Genomic DNA, 22,979 nt, shown 5'->3' on the forward strand with positions numbered 1-22,979 from the left:
CGGACCATGCCCATCGCAACCCCCGAGGTCTACAACGAGATGCTCGACCGGGCGAAGGCAGGCAAGTTCGCCTACCCGGCCATCAACGTGACCTCGACCCAGACCCTGCACGCCGCGCTGCGCGGCTTCGCGGAGGCGGAGAGCGACGGCATCATCCAGATCTCGACCGGCGGTGCCGAGTTCCTGGGCGGCCAGCACAACAAGGACATGGTCACGGGCGCCGTCGCTCTGGCCGAGTTCGCCCACATCGTCGCCAAGAAGTACGACATCACGGTCGCCCTGCACACCGACCACTGCCCCAAGGACAAGCTGGACGGGTACGTACGGCCGCTGATCGCCGTCTCCGAGGAGCGCGTCGCGCGCGGCGAGAACCCCCTCTTCCAGTCCCACATGTGGGACGGCTCCGCCGAGACCCTCGCCGACAACCTCGCGATCGCCCAGGAGCTGCTGCGCCGCGCCGCCGCCGCGAAGATCATCCTTGAGGTGGAGATCACCCCGACCGGCGGCGAGGAGGACGGCGTCTCGCACGAGATCAACGACTCCCTCTACACGACGGTCGACGACGCGATCCGCACGGCGGAGGCCCTCGGCCTCGGCGAGAAGGGCCGCTACCTGCTCGCCGCGTCCTTCGGCAACGTCCACGGTGTGTACAAGCCGGGCAACGTCGTCCTGCGCCCCGACCTCCTGAAGGAGCTGAACGAGGGCGTCGCCGCCCGCTTCGGCAAGGAGTCCCCGTTCGACTTCGTCTTCCACGGCGGCTCCGGCTCCACGGAGGAGGAGATCCGCACCGCCCTGGAGAACGGCGTCGTCAAGATGAACATCGACACCGACACCCAGTACGCCTTCACCCGCCCGGTCGCCGCCCACATGTTCCAGAACTACGACGGCGTCCTGAAGGTCGACGGCGAGGTCGGCAACAAGAAGACCTACGACCCCCGCACCTGGGGCAAGCTGGCAGAGGCATCCATGGCCGCCCGAGTGGTCGAGGCCTGCGCCAACCTGCGCTCTTCGGGCACGAAGATCAAGTAGTACGAGTGAGCAGGGTGCCCCTGTAACTTGGCCCGCAGCTGTTCTCAGCTGCGGGCCATCCGCACATAGCTGCGGGCAATCGTGCCGCTGGGGCGGCACGGGTGGGCGCAGCGGCACCCTGTTCGCGCCGGTAAGCGAAACCCCGGCCAAGGCTCACACCACCACCGGCCCACCACCCGACTCCGGCCCACACCACCCCCGGGCGCCCCCTAAGCACCGGCAAGTCCCCCCTGGCCCAACCCCCCGGTACGCGGGATGATCCCCCCATGGCCGACGTACGGCTCGCCACCCCCCAAGGCAAGTGGCTGCTCCTCACCACGATCCTCGGCTCCAGCATGGCCCTGCTGGACTCGACGGTCGTCAACGTCGCCCTCCCCCGCATAGGCAACGACCTCGACACCGACCTGGCCGCCCTCCAATGGACGGTCAACGCGTACATGCTCACCCTGGCCGGCCTGATCCTCCTCGGCGGCGCGTTGGGCGACCGCTTCGGCCGCCGCAAGATCTTCGTCCTGGGAGTGATCTGGTTCGCCGCAGCCTCCCTCCTCTGCGGCATCGCCCCGAACGCCCCCGTCCTGATCGCCGCCCGAGCCCTGCAAGGAGTGGGCGGCGCCCTCCTCACCCCCGGCTCGCTCGCCCTCATCCAGGCGTCCTTCCACCCGGACGACAGGGCGAAGGCGGTCGGCCTGTGGTCCGGCTTCGGCGGTATCGGCGCCGCGGTCGGCCCGTTCCTGGGCGGCTGGCTGGTGGACGGCCCCGGCTGGCGCTGGGTGTTCCTCCTCAACGTCCCCCTGGCCCTGATCTGCGTACCGATCGCCGCCCGCCACGTACCGGAGTCGGCGGCCGTACAGGCCCACGGCAGGGGCTTCGACGTCCTCGGCGCCACCCTCGGCGCACTCTCCCTCGCCTTCGTCACCTACGCCCTGATCGAGGCGGGCACGGGCTCCGTCCCGGTCGCGGTGACGGCACTGCTCGGCATCGCGACGGGCTGGGCCTTCATCCACGTCGAACGCACCCGCCCCGACCCGATGATGCCACTGACGATCTTCGCGTCCCGCCAGTTCACGGCGGTCAACATCGTCACCCTGTTCGTCTACGCGGCGTTCAGCGGCTTCTTCTTCCTGGCCGCCCTCCAACTCCAGGTGGTCTCCGGCTACTCGGCCCTCGGCGCCGGTACGGCCCTGCTCCCCATCACCGTCCTGATGCTGCTGCTCTCCTCCCGCGCGGGCGCCCTCGGCGAACGCGTCGGCCCCCGAATCCCCCTCACCGTCGGCCCCCTGCTGTGCGCGGCGGGCATCCTGCTGATGCTGAGGGTGGGCGCGGACGCGTCGTACGTACGCGACGTACTCCCCGCCCTCGTTGTCCTCGGCCTCGGCATGACCACGCTGGTCGCCCCGCTCACCGCCACGGTCCTCGCCTCCGTCTCCACCGAGCACGCGGGCCTGGCCAGCGGTATCAACAACGCCGCCGCCCGCGCCGCCGGTCTCATCGCCGTGGCCGCGCTCCCGCTCATCGCCGGGATGGGCCCGGAGGCGTACCGCACCCCCGCGCGCTTCGACGAGGCGTTCGAGACGGCCATGTACGTCTGCGCCGCCGCGCTGGTGGCGGGCGCCGCCCTGGCCTTCGCCACGGTCCGCCGGCCCACCCCCGACTGTCCCCACCCCGAGTGCCACACCCACTGCGCGGTCACGGCCCCGCCCCTGGAGGGCACGCGCAACACCGAGGGCGCGGAATCCGGCCCCGCGGACCCGGAGGACCGCCCCGGTTCCAAGGACCCGTCCGGCTGACCGGGGGCTGACCAGGGGAGAGGGGCAGCCCACCCTCACCAGCCCGGCTCACGCGTGGCGAAAGGGCTCGGGCGAGGCGAAGGGGCTCACGCCTCGCGAACAGGTTCACGCCTCGCGAAGCGGTTTGCGGTAGCGGACGTACTCGCTCCGCCGCTGGAAGCCCACGCTCTCGTAGAGGTCGTAGGAGCGGTACGGATCGGCGGTCCCGGTGTACAGCCGGGCGCTGTGCGCGCCGTGCTCACGCAGGCAGCGCAAGCTGTCGACCAGCAGCGCCCGCCCCAGCCCCGGCCGTCGGGCCTCCTCCCGGACGCTCAGCTCCTCGATCTCGCCCACGGTCCCGTCCCGCCCCCGCAGCCGGCACAGCGCGACCCCGACCATCCGTTCCCGGTGCCAGGCACCCCGCCAGCACCTCGGATCGGCGGTGGCGAGAAAACGCTCGTACGACCAGACGGGCGTGAAGGCGGCATCGTCGTACGAACCCACGACGGTCCGCCACGCCGCCCGATACCGGCTCGGCCCGATCCCGCCGAGGCGGATGCCGTCCGGCAGGGCTCGGCTGTCGGGCAACCGGGCGAGGTCGGCCAGATCCAGTTCCACCAGGCTGAAGACCTGCCGGTATCCGGAGTCGAGCAGCAGCGCGGCGGCGTCCGCCTCGGAGGCCATGGCGTTGGCGCCGAGTACAGCGGTGGAAGCGGTGCCGTGCAGCCGTACGAGGTCATGGACGCGTCTCTCCGCCCACGCGAGCATCGCCGACCCGACTCCCCGCCCCCGGTGCTCGGGCAGCAGGTGCCCCCGGTGCAGATACAGCCACGTACCGTCCGGCTCCTCCCACCACCGGACCGTCACATATCCGACGACCCGACCGCCGTACTCCACCAGGAGTGGGCCCTGACGCCGATCGACTCGATCGACCCGATCGCCCGACCGCGTGCCGCACTCCTCCGCGATCTCGTCGGCCGTGGGCACCCCCTCCACCAGCGACCCCACATCGATCCCGTCCCACTCCACGCAGCCGAGCCGTACCGCGGCCATGGCGGTGTGGTCCGCGTGCCCGGCACAGGCACGGAAGCGGTATCCGGCGGGCGGTGCCGGCAGTTCGGGAGATGTGGGCCGGTCGCCGTTGCCGATGTCCGCGTCGTCGCGGCCGCTCGTACCTCTCGCACGGTTCCCGCCGCCCGCGTCGTCGGCGCCCGTCGCGTCCATGGTCGTGTACTTCCCCTCGAAGCCGTTCACACCCCCACTTTTACGTGTGCCCGCTCCCGCCGTTCACCCGCCCCCACCCCGATCCCCCGCCCTCCCGTATGGGCCAGACTGGAACCCATGACGATTCACGAGAACCTCCTCGGGGGCCCGCCCCCGACGCACCTCCCCGACGACCCGGAGCCGCGCGAACTGCTCGCGGGCGGCACGGCCCCCGCCGACGTCGCGGCGAAGTACCCCACCTCCTCCCTCGCCTGGGCCCAGCTCGCGGACGACGCGTTCGAGCGGGGCGCGGTCGTGGAGTCGTACGCCTACGCCCGTACGGGCTACCACCGCGGTCTCGACGCGCTGCGCCGCAACGGCTGGAAGGGCCACGGTCCCGTCCCCTGGGAGCACGAGCCCAACCGCGGCTTCCTGCGCGCCCTGCACGCCCTCGCGCGCGCCGCGCAGGCGGTCGGTGAGCAGGAGGAGTACGAGCGCTGCTCCCAGTTCCTGAAGGACTCCTCGCCGACGGCGGCCCAGACCCTCGGCTGATCGAGTGCCCATCCCTTACGGGTCCGCCTGGTGTGACCAGGCGGACCTTGCGGTTTCCGGGGCCATCCCCGACCATGCGGGTGGGGACCGGGGCCCCCGTGTCGGTAACGGCAGGGGCGGACCGCTACCCGGAGTACACAACAGGAGACAGCGATGTCCCAGCAGGCTCAGCCCGTCGCGGCTTCGGAGCCCGAGACTCCGCATCTCGACTTCAAGGGAACGACTCCCTACGAGGACTACGTCCGGGCGGACGTTCTCACCCACCTCCAGCACCCCCTCTCCGACGACCCGGGAGAGATGGTCTTCCTGGTGACGACCCAGGTCATGGAGTTGTGGTTCACGGTCATCGTCCATGAGTGGGAGACCGCGACCGCCGCGCTGCGCGGCGACGACATCCCGACGGCGATCGCCGCGCTGAAGCGTTCCGTGCGCGAGCTGGAGGCCCTCAACGCCTCCTGGAAGCCCCTCGGTCAGCTCACTCCGGCCCAGTTCAACTCCTACCGTGGCGCCCTCGGGGAGGGGTCCGGGTTCCAGTCGGCGATGTACCGCAGGATGGAGTTCCTGCTCGCGGAGAAGTCCGCGTCCATGCTCGTACCGCATCGGGGCGCCCCGCGCGTCCACGCCGAGCTGGAGAAGGCGCTCCACGAGCCGAGCCTCTACGACGAGGTGCTGCGGCTGCTGGCCCGCCGCGGCCACGCCATCCCCGACTCCGTCGTACGCCGTGACGTCTCCCAGCGCTATGAGCCGTCCCCCGAGGTCGAGGAGGCGTGGACGGCGATCTACGCGGGCGACGAGACCGCCGAACTCGCCCGGCTCGGCGAGGCGTTGACGGACGTCGCCGAACTCGTCTGGCGCTGGCGCAACGACCACCTCGTCGCCACCCGCCGCTCCATGGGCGCCAAGCCGGGTACGGGCGGCTCGGCCGGCGTCGCCTGGCTGGAGAAGCGCGCCCGCAAGAACGTGTTCCCCGAGCTGTGGACGGCGCGGTCGCATGTCTGAATTCTCCAAACTCCCTGAACTCCGGGTGATGGCGGAGAAGTTGGACGCCGCCGATGAACTGGCCGCCAAGCGGGCGGAGTTCGTGCTGGACGACGCGGTCTACCTGGACGGCAACTCCCTCGGCGCCCTCCCCGCGAACGTCCCCGCCCACGTCGAGGACGTCGTACGCCGCCAGTGGGGCTCCCTCCGTATCCGTTCCTGGGAGGAGAGCGGCTGGTGGACGGCCCCGGAGCGGATCGGCGACCGTATCGCTCCGCTGGTGGGCGCGGCGCCCGGCCAGATCGTGGTGGGCGACTCCACGAGCGTCAACGTGTTCAAGGCGGTTGTGGCGGCTGTGCGTATGGCGGACTCCGCGGGTGGCGGTGGCGGTGCTGGTGGCGGGGGTGAGGGTGGCGGTGGCGGTCGTAGTACGGGTGCCGGTGGTAGTCGCGTCCGGGACGAGATCCTGGTCGACGCGACGACGTTCCCGACGGACGGTTATATCGCCGAGTCCGCAGCCCGTATGACGGGTCGTACGCTCCGCCCGGTGTCCCCGTCGGAGGTCCCGTCCGCGCTGAGCGACCGTACGGCGGCGGTCCTGCTGAACCACGTCGACTACCGCACCGGCCGCCTCCACGACCTGCCCGCCCTGACGGCGGCGATCCACGAGGCGGGGGCGTACGCCGTCTGGGACCTGTGCCACAGCGCGGGCGCCCTGCCGGTCGGCCTGGACGAACACGGGGTCGACCTGGCGGTCGGCTGCACCTACAAGTACCTGAACGGCGGCCCCGGTTCACCCGCGTACCTGTACGTACGCCGGGACCACCAGCCCCATTTCGACTCCCCGCTCCCCGGCTGGAACTCCCACGCGGAGCCCTTCGGGATGAGCCCCGAGTACGAGGCGGCGACGGGTGCGGCGAGGGGCAGGGTCGGCACCCCCGACATCCTCTCCATGCTCGCCCTGGAGGCGGCGCTCGAAGTCTGGGAGGACGTCTCGATCGAGTCGGTCCGAGCGAAGTCCCTCGCCCTGACGGACTTCTTTCTGACCTGCGTCTCGACGTACGTCCCGGACGACCGGATCACATCCGTGACCCCGACCGCGCACGCGGAACGCGGCAGCCAGATCTCCCTGCGCTGCCCTGACGCGGCAGAGGTGATGAAACACCTCATCACCGAGGGTGTCATAGGCGACTTCCGCCACCCCGACACCCTCCGCTTCGGCTTCACCCCCCTGTACGTGAGCTTCGCGGACGTGGAACGGGCGGCGAGGGCATTGGCGAGAACGCTGAGGTCGCTGGGTTGAGTCGGGGGTCGCTGGGTTGAGTCGGGGGTCGCTGGGGTGGGTTGGGGGTCGCTGGGGTGGGTTGGGGGGCGCTGGGGTGGGTCAGGGGTCGCTGGCCTGAGGCCGGATCTAGGGCACGACTGCCACGCGCGCCTCTTGCTGGCTGCGGGCAGTCGTGCGGCCGGGGCAGTTGCCCGCCCAGTCGTCGTGGCTGCGGGCAGTCGTGCCGCTGGGGCGGCGCCCATCCCAAAGAGAGCGGCACCCTGTCAGCGCCGGTAAGCGAAACCCACCCCCGCCCAGCCCCGGCACCGGCCCACGCGCTGGACCACCCCCACCCAGCCCACGCACCAACGCCCCCCGTACCCCCGAGCCACAAGGCACCCCGTACCCCCGAGCCACAAGGCACCCCCGGCGCCCTCAACTCCCCGCACGTCACCGGCCTGATACCGTCCCCGCCAACGGCAGGCAACAGTTCCCCAGCCTGCCCCCTCCTAAACCCTTCCAAATCCGTTTCACCCTTGAGAGGTTGGAGCATGCCGGACGACGACGCCGCAGCCCGCGATGCCGCCGAAGAAGCATCCGCCTTCTCACACCCCCCGGTGCCCCCCGACACCACAAGGTCCTACGGCTCCCACCCGGACCAGGTGATCGACTTCTACACCCCCCGCACACCGGACACCACGGCACCCACGACCACATCCACACCCACCGCCACGGCCCCCCTGGTCGTGATCCTCCACGGCGGCGCCTGGCGCTCCCCCTACGACCGCCACCACATCACCCCCTTCGCCGACTACCTGGCCCACCGAGGCTTCGCCGTGGCCAACGTCGAGTACAGAAGGGGAAGTTCACCACCGTCCCAGTCGGGCCCCTCCGGCCCGTCCGACCCCGTCGCGGGCCGCTGGCCGGAGACATTCGACGACGTGGCCGCGGCGATGGACGCCCTCCCCGACCTCGTACGAGAGGCCCTACCCCAGGCGGACCCCCACCGCACGGTCCTGACCGGCCACTCGGCCGGAGGCCACCTGGCCCTGTGGGCGGCAGCCCGCCATGTACTCCCGCCGGACTCGCCCTGGCGAACGGCCCGCCCGGCCCCGCTGCGCGGAGTCGTCGGCCTGGCCCCCATCGCGGACTTCGCCGTAGCGGAGAAACTCGACGTCTGCGGCGGAGCGGTAACCCAACTCCTCGGCGGCCAGGACAAGTTCGCCGACAGATGCCCGTACGCCGACCCGGCCCTCCTCCTGCCGACCGGCATCGCCACGACCCTCGTCCAGGGCCGCGCGGACATCGTCGTACCGCAACCCGTGGCCGAGGCCTACGCGGACGCGGCGGCGAAGGCCGGCGAGATCGTGGGGCTGACCCTGCTGGAGGACGTGGGCCACTTCCCCCTGATCGACCCGGCGGCGGACGCGTGCGCGGTGGTCGCGGAGGAGATCGCACAACTGGCGTGGTGAGCCGGGCGACCGGCGGTACGAAACCGTCCCGGGCCAACGAAACCGTCCGGGACAACGAACCACCCCGGACAACGAACCACCCCGGACAACGAAACCGCCCCGCACAACCCGCAGTGGGCACACTCGCCAGCGGTTCAACCTCACTGATCGAACCCCTGCCGGGGATACCCGTAATACCTGAGAGCTACCTCCCAGGTGAGCTCCCAGGCGGGACGCCGACCATGCCCCCCAATTCATAGCTTCCTTCCAGAACGGCCCGACCAGCGGCCGGACCGAACTGGAAGGGGCGGGGCGACATGGGGGCAGTGACGGGTCCGGACGACCTACGACGACGAGCCGGCCGACCGGACCGCCGCAGCGGGCCGAACCGACCCAGCCGATCGAGCCGACTCAGCGCATCAAGCCGACCCAGCCGATCCAATCCACCCGGCGGTCGGAGCGGCAGCAAAAACGACCGGCGCAACCCCCTCGGCGGACAAGACAAGCGGACCGAAGACACTGGCCCCAGCCGTCTCCTCGATCCCCACCCAAGCCGTCTCCCAGGTCCCTGCCCGACCCGTCTCCTCGGCCCCCGCCCGAGCCGTCTTCTCGGCCCCCGCTCTCACCGCACTGCCGCCCGCACCTGGCCACCCCGCCTGTGCCGCACGCTTCTCGCGCTCCTCGTGGCGGTCGCGGTGATCGCTCCCGTCTCGGCCGCGGCCCAACCCCAGATCCCGGCCCCACTCCCGGCAGCCGCGTCCCTCACCCCACCCACCCGAGCAACCCTGCAGTCGACCTACGCGGCGAACAGGGCGAACGCCCAGGGCGCGGCCCGCATGGCCGAGGCCCATGGCGACCGCACCCGCGCCGAGACGGACCGTTCGATGGCGTCCTCCACCCGCCAGTTCCTGGCCTTCGACGGCAGAGGCCCGGGCCGGACGGTCGAAGTCCTCGGCGACCTGCTGACCGCACAGCACATAGCGGTACTGATCCCGGGCTCGGACACAAGCCTGGACACCTACGACCGCTTCCAGAAGGCCGCCGAGGCCCTCCGCACCGAGGCGGGCCGGGACACGGCGGTCATCGCCTGGCTCGGCTACGAGACACCGGAGACGATCAGCTCCACGGTCCTCACCCCCACCAGGGCCGACGAGGCGGCCCCGCAGCTGCGCACGTTCATACGTGAACTACGCGGCCTGGTGGGCGACTCGGCAGACCTCTCCCTGATCTGCCACTCCTACGGCTCGGTGGTGTGCGGCCGAGCCGCAGCGGGCTTGGACGGCGTGAACAACATCGTCCTGATCGGCAGCCCCGGCACGGGCGCGAACACCGCGGAGGCCCTGCACACAACGGCGCGCGTCTGGGCGGCCAGAGGCTCCGACGACTGGATCGGCCTGGTCCCCCACACCCAGGTCGACCTCTTCGACACGACGCTCGGCTTCGGCACGGACCCCACGTCGAGGGCCTTCGGCGCCCACGCTTTCGCCGCAGGCGACGCGGGCCACAGCGACTACTTCACCCCCGGCTCCCTGTCCCTGAAGAACCTGTCCCGGATAACCACCGGCACCCCCACGGAGACCCCCCATGCCTAAGCCATCCACCGCCTGCCGCAGTGAGCCATCCGCGCTCTCCCGTACCCAGTCACCCGCCCCCTCCCGTCGACTCGAAGCGGCGGTCGCCGACGGCGCCAAGCCCCCACAAGGGCCATCCGCACCCGACCCCGATACCCGCACTGGCGGTGCGGGTGGGAAACCAATCCCGGCCGAAGGCCGGGCACCCGACCACGCACCCGCACCCGAAAACCACCACCCGCGCCCCCACCCCCGTCCCCCCAACCCCCTGCATCGCGCAGCGACCCGCATAGCCACAGCCACCCCACCCACCCGAGACCGAGCCATAGACGCCCTCCGAGCCCTGGCCATCCTCGGCATAATCCTGGGCCACTGGCTGGTGACGGCCCTGGTCCCGGCCCCCACCGGCACCCTCCACACCTCCAGCCCCCTCCAGCACATGCCCTGGCTGGCCCCCATCTCCTGGCTTTTCCAAACCCTGGCTGTCTTCTTCCTGGTCGGCGGCCACGTGGCAACGAGGAGCTACGCATCGGCCCGAGCCCGAGGCACGACGTACACCCAATGGCTGGCAACCCGCCTCGGCCGCCTGTTCATACCGGTCGCGGCGGTCCTGGCCCTCTGGACGGCGGTGGCGATCACCCTCCTGGTGACGGGTACAAACCTCGCGACGATCCACACGCTGCTCAAACTGGCCCTGTCACCCCTGTGGTTCCTGCTGGTCTTCGCGGCGCTGACGGCGGCAACCCCGCTGGTGGCGCGGCTGAACCCGTTGTGGCCGTTGGCGGTGGTGCTCCACGTGGATCTCGCCCGCTTCGGCCTGGGCGCCCCGTCCTCCCTGGGCTGGATCAACCTGGCGGCAGGCTGGCTGGTCCCGTACACGCTGGGCGCGGCCTGGACGCGGGGCGAGCTGGACCGCCGTCGGGCCGGCTGGCTCCTGCTCGTGTCCGGCACCACGGCGACGGCCGCCCTGATCATGTGGGCGGGCTACCCGGCGTCGATGGTCGGGGTCCCCGGTGCAGGGGTCTCCAACCTGAACCCACCCACCCTCGCGGCCGTGACCTTCGGCCTGGCCCAGTGCGGCATCGCCCTCCTGCTGCGCGGCCCCCTCCGCCGTACGCTCACACGTCACCCCCTGGCCTGGGCGGCGGTCGCGGTCGTCAACCTCTCGGCGATGACGGTGTTCCTGTGGCACCAGACGGCGTTGATGGCGACGACGGCGGTGGGGCTGACGGCAGGTCACCTCCCCGGCCTGCACACACCCCCCGACGACCTGACCTGGGTGGCGGCCCGGCTCACCTGGCTCCCGATGTTCACCCTGGCCCTCCTCGTGTGCTGGGCGGCGTTCCACACCTACGAGACCCGCGCCCCCCGAAAGAAGAAACGGCACACAGCCGCGCCGCACCCCCGCACAACTCCCGACCCCGAATCGGCCGGACCCGAACCGGCAGGACGCACATCGGTCGGACCCGAATCGGCCGGACGCAAACCGATCGGGCGCCCCAAAATCCCGCAGCCGAGGACGGTCCCCCATGCCTAGGCTGGTCCGAGTGACCGCAGTGGAGAGACGCCTGACCACGGGTCTGCGCATGCTTCGCGCGGATCTGTTGAGCGCCGAGCACCACCCCCTGCCGCCGTCCACCTGGCTCCGCTGGCTGCCCCACGGCCTGGTCTTCCTGGTCGCGTTCGTTCTCACCCTCGGCAACATCGACCAGATGGACGACCGCTACGGCATGGGCGCCGAGTACACGCTGCTGTGCTCGCTCGCCCAGGGCGCGGCGGTGGCGCTCGCCCTGTGGTGGCCGGTTCCGGCGTGGTGGGCGTCGATGGTGGTCACGTTCGTCGTGGCCCTCGGGGTACGGGCCGATCTGTCCTCGACGCTCGCCGAGGCGGACGTCCCCTGGCCGTGGAGTCCACCCGGTCTGATCGCCCACGCGCTGATCCTCTTCCTGCTCTCCCTGCGCCTGCCCGCCCGGGTGACGGTCGAGGTACTGACGGTGACCGTGCTCATCACGTACGCCCTGGAGTGGACCGCCGGTGACGCGCCCCATTCGCAGACGAGCGTCCTGGCGACGGCCCTCTTCGTCGGCGTCGTCCTCCTCGGCAGCACGATGCGCGGCCGGCGCGAGGCCCGTACCCAACTCGTCGAGCAGGCCGGCCTCACCGCGGAGGAGCGCGCCCGCCGCACCGTGCTGGAGGAGCGCAGCCGTATCGCCCGTGAGCTGCACGACGTCGTCGCCCACCACATGTCGGTGATCTCCATCCAGGCCCAAGTGGCTCCCCATCTGGTGGAGCACCCCTCCGAGGAGCTGAGGGAGAACCTCGACGGCATCCGGCAGAACGCCCTGGAGGCCCTCACCGAACTCCGCCGGGTCCTAGGTGTCCTGCGCGCCGAGGACCCGACCACCCCCGACGACCCCCACGGCATGACACCGGCCGCCGAGGGCGCCGCCCCGCACGCCCCGCAGCCCACCCTGGACCGCCTCGACGCGCTCGTCGAGAACACCCGCGCCGCCGGACTGGACGTCACCGTCGAGATCGACGGGGAGGTGCGTCCGCTGTCACCCGGTGTGGAGCTGTCGGCGTACCGGATCGTCCAGGAGGCCCTCAGCAACGCCCTGCGGCACGCACCGGGGTCGACCGTACGGGTGGAACTGACCCACTTCCCCCGTGGCCTCCAGCTCCGCGTCATCAACTCCCGCCCCCGTCGCCCGGCCCCGCCGTCACCCGGCGCGGGCCACGGTCTGCTCGGTATGCGTGAACGCGCCGCGATGCTCGGTGGCACGCTCATGGCGACCGAGACCTCCCACGGCGGCTTCGCGGTGGTCGCCTTCCTCCCCAGAAACGGCGATCCCGCCGAAGCCCCGCCCGATCTGACCGATACTCGCTCCGGGACCGCACCGGACACGACAGGAGAAGAGACCCCATGACGAGCGGCATCATCCGCGTAGTGATCGCCGACGACCAGCAGATGGTCCGGCAGGGTTTCTCGGTGCTGCTCAACACCCAGCCCGACATCGACGTCGTCGGCCAGGCGGTGCACGGCCTCGACGCCATCGACAAGGTCGCCGAACTCGCCCCGGACGTCGTCCTGATGGACATCCGCATGCCCGAGCTGGGCGGCATCGAGGCCACCCGCCGCATCACCACCGAACACCCGCACATCAGAGTGCTGGTGCTCACCACCTTCGACCTCGACGAGTACGTGTACGAGGCCCTGCGCGCCGGCGCGTCCGGTTTCCTCCTCAAGGACGCCTCCGCCGACCAACTGGCCGAAGCGGTGAGGGTGGTGGCGTCGGGCGACGCCCTGCTCGCCCCCGGGATCACGCGTCGACTGATCGCCGAGTTCTCCCGTATGGGGACCGCACCGCGCGGCCCGTTGAAGGCACGCGTGGGCGAGCTGACCGAACGGGAGACGGAGGTGCTGGCCCTGATCGCCCAGGGCCTGTCCAACGCCGAGATCGCCGAACGCCTCGTCGTCGCCGAACAGACCGTCAAGACCCATGTGGGCCGCATCCTGGTCAAACTGGGCCTGCGCGACCGCACCCAGGCGGCCGTCTTCGCCTACGAGTCGGGCCTGGTCCGCCCCGCCGGCTACTGAGACCCCCCGCCCTGTACCCGTAGTACCTGAGAAGGACGCCGCAGGACCCTCCTCACTGGTGACGACGGTGACCCCGGCCCCGACCTACCGTTTTCCATGTGACCGAGACGACCCACACGCAGACGATGCCCCCGCCCGGCGGGCCCCAGCAGAGCAGCCCGGAGTTCAGGTTCGCCATGGACGCGTGGCGAGGACTGCGACGGGACCTGTTCCACGACGCGTTCGCCTACCGGCCCCTGCCCCCGCTGAAGCTGGACGGCCTGTTCACCAGCAGAATCACCGGCCGCGTCCGCGCGTATGTGGCCTGGACCCCGCACGCGCTCGTGACGGTGGCCGCCCTGCTGGCCATGACCATCGCGGTCTCGGCCAGTGAGCGCGGCGGCGAGTTCGGCATCTTGGTGGCCGCTGTACTCGCTGGGGCTCCGATCCTGCTGACCCTGGTCCGGCCCGTAGGCGCCTTCTGGGTGTCCCTGGCCGCGACCCCGGTCGTCGCGGCGTTCACCTCCATGTGGAGCGACTGGCCCTGGGCCCCCGGCAGCTTCGCGGCCCATCTGGTGGTGCTGACGGTCGTGGCCCTGCGCACCCGCCCCCGCATAGCCGCCTGGATGTGGGCACTGACCGCGGCGTACGGAGTGGTCTTCGAGACCCTCCTCGGCGCCGGGCACTACTCGTCGAACACGGGCCCGTTCCTGGTCGTCTCCGCGATGTCCCTGCTGGCCGCCTCCGCGCTGAACATACGGCGCACGGCCGTGCGGGAGGTGACCGCCCAGCAGACGGTGACGGCCCACGAGCGCTCCAAGCGCACCCTGCTGGAGGAGCGCACGACCATCGCCCGCGAGCTGCACGACGTGGTCGCCCATCACATGTCGGTGGTCGCCATCCAGGCCGAGGCCGCGCCCTACCGCGTGGAGAACCCACCGCCCGAGCTGGAGCAGGCCTTCGCCACGATCCGGGAGAACGCGGTGGCGGCGCTGACCGAGCTGCGCCGGGTCCTCGGGGTCGTCCGCGCCGAGGACTACGAGGCCCCGGAGGCCCCGCAGCCCACCCTCGCCGACCTCGACGGTCTGCTGGCCAATGTCCACGAGGCGGGCCTGACCGTGGAGAAGACGGTCACCGGAGCGGTACGCGAACTCCCGCAGGGCGTCGAGCTGTCGGCGTACCGCATAGTCCAGGAGGCCCTCAGCAACAGCCTGCGGCACGCACCCGGCGCGACGGCCCGTGTGGAGCTGGGCTATGTCCTGGGCGGGCTGGGCCTGCGCATAGTCAACGGCCCGTCCCCGGAGGTGACCCTGGTGAAGTCCACCCACGGGGCGGGCCACGGCATCACGGGCATGCGCGAGCGCGTCACGATGCTGAACGGCGAGATGACCACGGGCGAGACGGAAGAAGGAGGCTACGAGGTGACGGTGTTCCTGCCGGTCGCCGGCGTGAGCGAGGCCGACGCATGACCGGCACCGGGGTCGGCACCGGCACCACCACCATTCGGGTGCTGATCGCCGACGATCAGATGATGGTCCGGGAGGGGTTCTCGGTACTGCTGGGCGCGATGCCGGACATCGAGGTGGTCGGCGAGGCGGTGAACGGCCGGGACGCGGTGGACCGGGTCCGTGAACTGGACCCCGATGTCGTTCTGATGGACATCCGTATGCCCGAGCTGAACGGTATCGAGGCCACGCGGGAGATCGTGGCGGCCGGCAAGGGCGCCAAGGTGCTCGTCCTGACGACGTTCGACCTCGACGAGTATGTGTATCAGGCCCTGCGGGCGGGAGCCTCCGGTTTCCTCCTCAAGGACGCCTCGGCGCGCCAACTGGCCGACGGGGTCAGAGTGGTGGCCGCCGGTGAGGCGTTGTTGGCCCCCTCGATCACCAAGCGTCTGATCACCGAGTTCTCCAAGCTCGCCGAGCCCTCCAAGCCGTCCGCGGCGGCCCAACTGGCCTATGGGGAACTGACCGAACGAGAGACGGAGGTGCTGATCCTGATCGCCCAGGGCCTGTCCAACTCGGAGATAGCCGAACGCCTGGTGGTGGCCGAGTCCACGATCAAAACCCATGTCAGCCGGATTCTGGTCAAACTGGGCCTGCGCGACCGCACACAGGCCGCGGTCTTCGCCTACGAGGCGCGGCTGGTCACGCCAAGCTGAGGCAGCACCCGGTGTCAAGGGGTGGAGCGGGCGGTCGGCATGACCGAGCCGGTCGCCGCCGCGTCGGAGGAGCCCGAGCAGGGAGAGGTGAAGATCGGTACGGACAGGTCGTGTTCGCCTGTCGCTCCGTCGGAGAGAGCCGCCCTGGGCGGGGCGGTCGAGGCGTGCGACGAGTTCCCGTTCGCGGGCTCCCTTCGCGGGAGGGACCGACGGCGCCCAGTGCGCCGACATCCTCCCGATGCCCGAGCGAGGCCCCGGAAAGCCGGTTCAGCCGTCGGTTCTGCCGAGGTCACGGTGCAAGTCAAGCCTGTTCATCCGCCCAGGGGCGGGTTAGCGTCCGGTCATGGCAGCTGCATCCGACCTCGCGTTCGACCCGTGGAACCCCGACTTCGTGGCCGACCCCTATCCGGCCTACGCCGAGCTGAGGGCGGGCGGCCGGGTGCGGTACTTCGAGCCGACGAACCAGTGGCTCGTCCCGCATCACGCGGAGGTGTCGGCGCTGCTGCGGGACCGACGGCTGGGGCGGACGTACCAGCACAGGTTCACGCACGAGGACTTCGGCCGCAGCGCGCCGCCGGCGGAGCATGAACCGTTCCACACGCTGAACGACCACGGGATGCTCGACCTGGAACCCCCGGACCACACGAGAATCCGGCGGCTGGTATCGAAGGCGTTCACGCCCCGCACGGTCGAGCGGCTGAAGCCGTATGTGGACGGACTGGCGGACGAGTTGGTCGCCGGGTTGGTGGAGGCCGGTGGCGGTGATCTGCTGCGGGACGTGGCCGAGCCGCTGCCGGTGGCCGTGATCGCCGAGATGCTCGGCATCCCGGAGGCGGACCGGGCACCGCTGCGGCCCTGGTCGGCGGACATCTGCGGGATGTATGAGCTGAACCCGTCCGAGGAGACGGCGAAGAAGGCGGTGCGGGCGTCGGTGGAGTTCTCGGAGTACCTCCGGGAGCTGATCGCACACCGCAGGGAGCACCCCGCCGACGACCTGATCTCAGGCCTGATCGCCGCGCACGACGAAGACGACCGGCTGACCGAGCAGGAGATGATCTCGACCTGCGTCCTGCTGCTGAACGCGGGCCACGAGGCGACGGTCAACGCCACGGTCAACGGCTGGTGGTCACTGTTCCGCCACCCCGACCAGCTGGCGGCGCTGCGCGCGGACCACTCCCTGGTGCCGGCGGCGGTGGAGGAGCTGATGCGCTACGACACCCCGCTACAACTGTTCGAGCGGTGGGTGCTGGACGACATCGAGATCGACGGCACCACCATCCCGAGGGGCGCGGAGATCGCGATGCTCTTCGGCTCGGCCAACCACGACCCGGCCGTGTTCGACACCCCCGAGAAACTGGACCTGACCCGCGAGGAGAACCCGCACATCTCCTTCAGCGCCGGCATCCACTACTGCATCGGCGCCCCCCTCGCCCGTGTCGAACTGGCCGCCTCCATGCGAGCCCTTCTCGAACAGGCCCCCACCCTCGCCCCGACCACGGAACCGAAACGCAAGCCGGGCTTTGTGATCCGGGGTTTGGAAGGGCTGGACGTGACGGCGGGGTGATCACCCGTTCGGATGATCGCGCGGATGATCCGGCCCGAGGTGCGCCGACCGGCAACCAAGCTGGTGTCTGCCTACGAAGGGAGGCACCATGACGGTTATGGCGCAGCACACGTCCCAGATGTCCGTGGAGGAGTTCGAGGAACTCGCCGCGTACGTGGCCAAGAAGTTCGACGCCGTCAGGTTGGAGTTCATCAACGGACGGGTCGGGATCAAGGGCATGACGGACGGCAACCACAGCGAGGTCATCAGGTGGCTGCAGGAGAGCTTCCTCGTGGCCGGCACGGGGCTGTGGCTGTATGGAGGCGGGGAGCTGGGGCTGCGGATCGAGAGGTACCGCAAGGGGCGGGCACTGCCCGACGCCGTGCTCGCGCCCCGGGGGACGTTCACGGGCAAGGGGGACTGGGCCGACACCGCCGGTGTGGTGATGACGGTCGAGATCACCTCGTACGACTCGGACACCCACCGTCGTGATCGGGAGGAGAAGCCCGCCGGTTACGCCGACTCCGGGATTCCCTTCTACCTGCTGGTCGACCGGGACGACCACTCGGTCACGCTCTTCAGCGATCCGGCCCCCGGCGGCGGGTATCGCAGCGCTGTCAGGAAGACCTTCGGCGCGAAACTCTCCTTGCCCGACCCGCTCGGCATCGAACTCGACACCGAGGAACTGAAGCACTACGTCGACTGACCGCTCACCGGCGCCGCCCCCAAACCCACCCCACCAGCAGGCAGGCAAGCGCCGGGACGGCGGCTCCCGCCGCGAGGACCAGGGGGAGTTCGGTGACGAGGACCGTGTAGTCCATGCCCTCGCCCTCGAAGCCGCCGCGCAGATGCCGCCGCGTACGGGCCGAGGAACTCCAGATCAGCGTGGCGGTCAGCGCGCCCACCACCGAGAGCGCGCAGCCCCCGCAGGCCAGCGCACTCTGCCGGCCGCCCGGCTCGTCCTCCCCCTGCCGCAGATTCAGCAGTTCCGGCTCGTCACCCGGGCCCCACCCGTCCGGTCGCTCCACGAACGGGAAGACGCGCCCCGCTCCACCGTGGTTCTCCACGAGGAAGGGACGCGCCCTCGACCAGCAGGGCACCCGGCCGCCCGGTCACCCGGCCATCGGCCCCCTCACGTCGCGGCTCACGTCGTGATGTCCCGCCTCCGCAGCCCCGCCAACCCCCCGGCCGCCAGCAGCACGGCCAGCCCGATCAGGGTCAGTACCGGCCCCCAGTCCATCTCCCCGCCCGGCAGCTTCGGCAGATGGCCGAAGGGGGAGAGGTTCAGGACGGCCTGGGGTGCGTTGAGGGCGGGGCCGATCCAGCCGATCAGAAGGACCGCTCCGGCCACACCCCACGCCGCCATCGCCGCCCGGGGCGCGAGGCCGTAGAGGAGTACGGCGAGGCCGCCGATCACCCACACCCCGGCCACCTGCACCAGACAGGCGCCCAGGATCGGCCCCACGTCCTTGCCGTGACCGGCGGCGAAACCGAGGCCGGTGAGGAGCATGAGCCAGACCGAGCCGCCGAAGGCGATGGCCAGATGGCCGCCCGCCCAGCGCAGCCGGCCCACGGCGTTCGCGAGCACCGGCTCGGCCCGCCCCGAGGTCTCCTCGCCATGCAGCCGGAGTACCGCGCTCACCACGTACAGCGCGGCGAACAGGCCCATCATGCCGATCATCGAGGCGAGGAACGCGTTGGTCAGACCGGTCTGGCCGCCCATGCGTTCGAAGACCTGTCGGGCGTTGTCGTTGTCGCCGACGAGGTCGGCCACGCCCTCCACCAGTCCGCCGTAGACGACTCCGGTGAGGAAGAAGCCGATGCTCCAGCCCAGTACGCCGCCCCGCTGCAGCCGCCAGGCCAGCGCGCCCGCCGTGGCCAGCCGGCCGTTCGCCGGGCCCGGCCGGGTCGGCAGGAAGCTCATGCCGACATCACGGCGCCCGGCGAGGACATACGCCACCGCGCCCTGGGCCAGCGTCGCCGCCACGAACAGCAGCAGCACCCACCACCGCTCATCCGCGAACGAACGCTCGTTTTCGAGCCACCCCAGCGGCGACACCCACGTCAAAAAAGACGAACCTTCGTTCGCGGAAGCATCCCCCGCCGCCCGCAACACGAACGCCGCCCCCAGCAGCCCCGCCGTCAGCCCCCGGGCCAGCCGCGCGCTCTCGGTGAACTGCGCGACCACCGCCGCCATCGTCGCGAACACCATCCCGACGCCCGCGAGCCCCAGCCCGAACGCCAGCGCGCTCCCCGCCCCGTACGGCGCGAGCCCGGCGGTGACCAGCAGGGCGAGTACACCGTTGGCGATCGCGGCCGTCAGCAGCGCGGCGGTCAGCGAGGCCCGACGACCGACCGTCCCGGACGCCACCATCTCCTGGCGCCCGCTCTCCTCCTCGTCCCGGGTGTGCCGGATGACGACGAGGAGGCTCATCGCGGCGGCCAGCGCCCCCGCGTACACACCGACCCGCCACGCCGTCAGCGCGCCCAGCGAGTCGTCGAACACCGGGCCGATCAGCGCGCGCAGCGAGGCGTTCGTACCCATCTGCCGCATCAGATCGGCGCGTTCGGCGGCGGTGGCGTAGAGGCCCTTCAGGCTGTTCGGCATGGAGAGGACCATCAGGCCGATCACCGCGACCCAGACCGGCACCATGACCCGGTCGCGCCGCAGGGCGAACCTCAACAGGGTTCCCGTACCGGCCAGTTGACGGCTCCCGCCGGGCCGGGCGGCGAACGGTGTGGGTGCGGTGGGTGCCGTCCGGGCGGTGGTGGTGCTCATCGCGCGACCGCCCCTTCCCGCCCGTCCCGCACATCACCCTGTACGGCACCCTGCGCATCGCCCTGTACGTCATCGCGCACATCGTCCTGGTAGTGCCGCAGGAAGAGTTCCTCCAGAGTCGGAGGCGTCGAGGTGAGGGACCGTACGCCCGACTCGCTGAGCGAACGCAGCACGGCGTCGAGCTTGTCGGTGTCGACCTGGAGGCGGACGCGGTTGCCCTGGATGTCGAGGTCGTGGACGCCGGTGAGACGGGAGAGGCCGCCTGGCGGGGCGGCGAGTTCGGCGGTGACGCTGGTGCGGGTCAGATGGCGCAGATCGGCGAGGGTGCCGCTCTCCACGGTGACGCCCTTGCGGATGATGCTGACGCGGTCGCAGAGTTCCTCGACCTCGCTGAGGATGTGCGAGGAGAGCAGGACCGTACGGCCCCGGTCGCGTTCCTCGTGGACGCACCGCTGGAAGACCTCCTCCATCAACGGGTCGAGGCCGGAGGTCGGTTCGTCGAGGATGAGCAGGTCGACGTCGGAGGCGAAGGCGGCGACGAGGGCGACCTTCTGCCGGTTGCCCTTCGAGTAGGTGCGCCCCTTCTTGGTGGGGTCGAGTTCGAACCGTTCGATCAGATCGGCGCGGCGCCGCGCGTCCAGCCCTCCCCGCAACCGTCCGAACAGGTCGATGACCTCACCGCCGGAGAGGTTGCGCCAGAGGGTCACATCGCCGGGGACGTACGCGATCCGGCGGTGCACCTCGACCGCGTCGGCCCACGGGTCGCGGCCGAGCACCTGGGCGGCGCCCGCGTCGGCGCGCAGCAGGCCGAGCAGTACGCGGATGGTGGTGGACTTTCCGGCTCCGTTGGGTCCGAGGAAGCCGTGGACCTCGCCGGTCTCGACGGTCAGGTCGAGCCCGTCCAGTGCGTGGGTCCGTCCGAAGGACTTGTGGAGTCCTGAGACGGTGATCGCCTTCGTCATGCTTCAGAACGTACGCTTCTTTCAGAAAATTGTGAAGTTAAGGAAGCGTATAAAACGCCGGTAGACTCGATGGCGGTGGCCGACCGGGGCTGACCAGGGGAGATGATGCGGTGATGACGGAATCGAGGGCCGAGGTGGACATGTCCGGCCGGGGCCCGGAGCCGGTCTCCCGTGATCGGGACCCGGAGTCGATCTCTCATGGCCGGGACCCGGAGCTGGTCTCCCGTTTTGTCGAGCACTTCGCGGCGCAGTTGGTGGAGGCCGGGGTGCCGAGGATGCCGGCCCGGGTGTTCGCCGCGCTGCTCGCCTCCGACACCGGCGCGCTGACCTCGGTCGAGCTGGGCGAACAGCTCCGGATCAGCCCCGCCGCCGTCTCCGGTGCCGTCCGCTATCTCGCCCAGGTGCACCTGGTGTCACGCGAACGCGAGCCCGGCTCCCGCCGTGAGCGCTACCGCGTCCACAGCGACCAGTGGTACGAGGCCCTCACCAACCGCGAGGCCATCCTCAAGCGCTGGCAGGACGGCCTGCGCGAGGGTGTCGCCAGCCTCGGCGCCGACACCCCGGCCGGCCGCCGTCTCGCCGAGACGCTCGCCTTCTTCGAGTTCGTCGAGGGAGAGGTCGCGGCGATGATGGATCGCTGGCGCGCTTACCGGGACAAGGAGTTCCGGCAGGGGTGAGGCCCGGCCGCCGTACGCTGGGTCGAGGGGGCGCGTAGGCGCGTACGGCGGGGCGCGGCGGTGTCAGTCCCCGGTGGGAGCCGTGGTGAGACGCCAAAGCGAAGTGATCTCCGTGGCGCGGGCGGCGTGGAAGGGGTCGGTGGTGTCCTTCGTACGCGGATGGCGCGGCCGGGTGTCGATCCTGTCCACCACGCGCAGGCCCGCCGCCGCGATGCCGTCCAGCAGTTGGCCGCGGGTCCGCAGGCCGAGCCGTTCGGCCAGGTCCGACAGGACGAGCCAGCCTTCGCCGCCCGGCGCGAGATGCGCGGGAAGCCCGGCCAGGAACGCGCGGAGCATGGTGCCGTCGGGGTCGTAGACGCCTTGCTCCAAGGCGGAGTTGGGCCGGACGGGAAGCCAGGGCGGGTTGCATACGACGAGGTCCGCGCGTCCGTCGGGGAAGAGGGCGGGGCCCGTCACGTCGACGCGCCCGGTCAGGCCCAGCCGCCGGGCGTTCTCCCGCGCGCAGGCCAGGGCGCGGGGGCTGATGTCGGTGGCCACGACACGGTCGACACCGCGCCGGGCCAGCACGGCCGCGAGCACTCCCGTCCCCGTACCGAGGTCGAACGCGGTACGGCACCCTGCGCGACCCGGTGCCGGTGCGAGCGGGAGTACGGGGAGCGGCGCCCGCGCGACGAGGTCGACGTACTCGCCCCTGACCGGGGAGAACACGCCGTAGTGCGGATGGACGCGAGCGCCGAGGGCCGGTACCTCCACACCCTTCATACGCCACTGATGCGCTCCGACCACGCCCAGCAGCTCGGTGAGCGAGACGGCCATCGGCCCGGCCGGAGGGCCGTACGCCTCGGCGCACGCCCGGCGCACATCGGGGGCTCGGCGCAGGTCCAGGCGGTAGTCGTCCTCCAGCAGAACGAGGAGCCTGCCCAGCATCCGGGCCCGGTGACCACGGGCCCGGCGGTGCAGCAGGAAGGAGTCCGCCGGGTCGTCATCTCGCCGGGGAGGCCGTTTGCCGATGTGCGGGTCGGTATGCCGCTCGGTGTGCTGGTGGATGTGCCGGTCGACACGGCGGGCCATCGCGCTCAGCAGTTGCCGGGCGTTGGGGAAGTCGCCCCGTCAGAGCAGGGCGGTGCCTGCGCGGGCCAGCCGGTGAGCGGTGTCGGCCTTCATACGGTCGTCCGCGCCGACGACCCGGCCGGGCGGCGGAGCCGCGCTCTCGGAATGCCAGCGGGCGGAACAGAGGGTGTTCGTCTCCGCGTCGGCCCATTGGATGGTGGGCACGGAGGTGGGGGAGAGGCGCTTGGGCGCGGGCGTGGACATGGCGTACTCCTCGTGAGTGGACGTGCGGGGGCACGAAGAGCACTTCGACGAGGAGCACGGGAAACGGCCGGTGCGGCGGCACGGGTTTTCGGCCGGGCAGGTGGCACTGCCGCCGTGCCTGGGACGGGTGGCGTTACCGCCGTGTCAGGGCA

The 22,979-nt window shown here is 71.1% G+C and carries 19 protein-coding genes and 1 pseudogene; 15 read left to right on the forward strand and 5 right to left on the reverse strand.

Features of this window, described 5'->3' with window-relative positions; genetic code table 11:
- The first annotated feature begins 6 nt into the window (after positions 1 to 6).
- The gene (gene fbaA / locus ACWD4G_RS34420; RefSeq protein WP_451300529.1) at positions 7 to 1,029 is read left to right on the forward strand and encodes a class II fructose-bisphosphate aldolase; all 1,023 of its coding nucleotides are present in this window, start codon (positions 7 to 9) and stop codon (positions 1,027 to 1,029) included.
- 266 nt (positions 1,030 to 1,295) lie between these two features.
- The gene (locus ACWD4G_RS34425) at positions 1,296 to 2,816 is read left to right on the forward strand and encodes an MFS transporter (RefSeq protein ID WP_451300531.1); all 1,521 of its coding nucleotides are present in this window, start codon (positions 1,296 to 1,298) and stop codon (positions 2,814 to 2,816) included.
- Between the two features lie 105 nt (positions 2,817 to 2,921).
- On the opposite strand, the gene ACWD4G_RS34430 is transcribed toward ACWD4G_RS34425, so the two are convergent.
- Positions 2,922 to 4,049, reverse strand: a complete 1,128-nt coding sequence (locus ACWD4G_RS34430; protein ID WP_451300533.1) for a GNAT family N-acetyltransferase — start codon at positions 4,047 to 4,049, stop codon at positions 2,922 to 2,924.
- A gap of 87 nt (positions 4,050 to 4,136) precedes the next feature.
- On the opposite strand from ACWD4G_RS34430, the gene ACWD4G_RS34435 reads away from it, so the two are divergent.
- The 12 genes from ACWD4G_RS34435 to ACWD4G_RS34490 all read left to right on the forward strand — a co-directional run bounded on the left by ACWD4G_RS34435 (position 4,137) and on the right by ACWD4G_RS34490 (position 17,801).
- Positions 4,137 to 4,550: a DUF3151 domain-containing protein gene (locus ACWD4G_RS34435; protein WP_451300535.1), complete on the forward strand. Its 414-nt coding sequence runs from the start codon at positions 4,137 to 4,139 to the stop codon at positions 4,548 to 4,550.
- 153 nt (positions 4,551 to 4,703) lie between these two features.
- Complete coding sequence (locus ACWD4G_RS34440) at positions 4,704 to 5,549, forward strand: tryptophan 2,3-dioxygenase family protein (protein WP_451300537.1); 846 nt, start codon at positions 4,704 to 4,706, stop codon at positions 5,547 to 5,549.
- Positions 5,542 to 6,831: a kynureninase gene (gene kynU, locus ACWD4G_RS34445; RefSeq protein ID WP_451300539.1), complete on the forward strand. Its 1,290-nt coding sequence runs from the start codon at positions 5,542 to 5,544 to the stop codon at positions 6,829 to 6,831. Before ACWD4G_RS34440 ends, kynU begins: the two co-directional genes overlap by 8 nt.
- Before the next feature lie 512 nt (positions 6,832 to 7,343).
- Positions 7,344 to 8,264 carry an alpha/beta hydrolase gene (locus ACWD4G_RS34450; protein ID WP_451300541.1) on the forward strand — a complete coding sequence of 307 codons (921 nt, stop codon included), beginning with the start codon at positions 7,344 to 7,346 and terminating at the stop codon, positions 8,262 to 8,264.
- Positions 8,265 to 8,926: 662 nt separating this feature from the next.
- Positions 8,927 to 9,835 (forward strand): alpha/beta hydrolase, encoded by a 909-nt coding sequence (locus tag ACWD4G_RS34455; RefSeq protein WP_451300543.1) that lies wholly within the window; start codon positions 8,927 to 8,929, stop codon positions 9,833 to 9,835.
- A 247-nt stretch (positions 9,836 to 10,082) separates the two neighbouring features.
- The gene (locus tag ACWD4G_RS34460; protein ID WP_451300612.1) at positions 10,083 to 11,351 is read left to right on the forward strand and encodes an acyltransferase family protein; all 1,269 of its coding nucleotides are present in this window, start codon (positions 10,083 to 10,085) and stop codon (positions 11,349 to 11,351) included.
- Entirely contained in the window at positions 11,344 to 12,741 is a 1,398-nt protein-coding gene (locus tag ACWD4G_RS34465) for a sensor histidine kinase (protein ID WP_451300545.1), read from the forward strand. Before ACWD4G_RS34460 ends, ACWD4G_RS34465 begins: the two co-directional genes overlap by 8 nt.
- Positions 12,738 to 13,412 (forward strand): response regulator, encoded by a 675-nt coding sequence (locus ACWD4G_RS34470; protein WP_451300547.1) that lies wholly within the window; start codon positions 12,738 to 12,740, stop codon positions 13,410 to 13,412. The genes ACWD4G_RS34465 and ACWD4G_RS34470 overlap by 4 nt, the downstream gene beginning before the upstream one ends.
- 98 nt (positions 13,413 to 13,510) lie before the next feature.
- Entirely contained in the window at positions 13,511 to 14,860 is a 1,350-nt protein-coding gene (locus ACWD4G_RS34475) for a sensor histidine kinase (protein WP_451300549.1), read from the forward strand.
- Positions 14,857 to 15,552 carry a response regulator gene (locus ACWD4G_RS34480; protein WP_451300551.1) on the forward strand — a complete coding sequence of 232 codons (696 nt, stop codon included), beginning with the start codon at positions 14,857 to 14,859 and terminating at the stop codon, positions 15,550 to 15,552. The genes ACWD4G_RS34475 and ACWD4G_RS34480 overlap by 4 nt, the downstream gene beginning before the upstream one ends.
- Before the next feature lie 343 nt (positions 15,553 to 15,895).
- The gene (locus ACWD4G_RS34485; protein WP_451300553.1) at positions 15,896 to 17,116 is read left to right on the forward strand and encodes a cytochrome P450; all 1,221 of its coding nucleotides are present in this window, start codon (positions 15,896 to 15,898) and stop codon (positions 17,114 to 17,116) included.
- An 88-nt stretch (positions 17,117 to 17,204) separates the two neighbouring features.
- A complete protein-coding gene (locus ACWD4G_RS34490; protein WP_451300555.1) occupies positions 17,205 to 17,801 on the forward strand; it encodes a Uma2 family endonuclease in 597 nt (198 codons plus the stop codon).
- A 4-nt stretch (positions 17,802 to 17,805) separates the two neighbouring features.
- Here ACWD4G_RS34490 and ACWD4G_RS34495 read toward each other — a convergent pair whose 3' ends face one another.
- The 3 genes from ACWD4G_RS34495 to ACWD4G_RS34505 form a co-directional block, all read right to left on the reverse strand.
- Entirely contained in the window at positions 17,806 to 18,162 is a 357-nt protein-coding gene (locus ACWD4G_RS34495; protein ID WP_451300557.1) for a hypothetical protein, read from the reverse strand.
- A 77-nt stretch (positions 18,163 to 18,239) separates the two neighbouring features.
- On the reverse strand, positions 18,240 to 19,874 hold the full coding sequence (locus ACWD4G_RS34500) for an ABC transporter permease (RefSeq protein WP_451300559.1): 1,635 nt from the start codon (positions 19,872 to 19,874) through the stop codon (positions 18,240 to 18,242).
- Entirely contained in the window at positions 19,871 to 20,836 is a 966-nt protein-coding gene (locus tag ACWD4G_RS34505) for an ABC transporter ATP-binding protein (protein WP_451300561.1), read from the reverse strand. Before ACWD4G_RS34505 ends, ACWD4G_RS34500 begins: the two co-directional genes overlap by 4 nt.
- A 140-nt stretch (positions 20,837 to 20,976) precedes the next feature.
- Here ACWD4G_RS34505 and ACWD4G_RS34510 point away from each other — a divergent pair, with 140 nt between their 5' ends.
- The gene (locus tag ACWD4G_RS34510) at positions 20,977 to 21,513 is read left to right on the forward strand and encodes a GbsR/MarR family transcriptional regulator (protein ID WP_451300614.1); all 537 of its coding nucleotides are present in this window, start codon (positions 20,977 to 20,979) and stop codon (positions 21,511 to 21,513) included.
- A 63-nt stretch (positions 21,514 to 21,576) separates the two neighbouring features.
- On the opposite strand, the pseudogene ACWD4G_RS34515 reads toward ACWD4G_RS34510, so the two are convergent.
- Positions 21,577 to 22,827, reverse strand: a pseudogene (locus tag ACWD4G_RS34515) (methyltransferase).
- Positions 22,828 to 22,979: the final 152 nt, after the last annotated feature.

It is taken from the genome of Streptomyces sp. NPDC002643, from assembly GCF_053592555.1.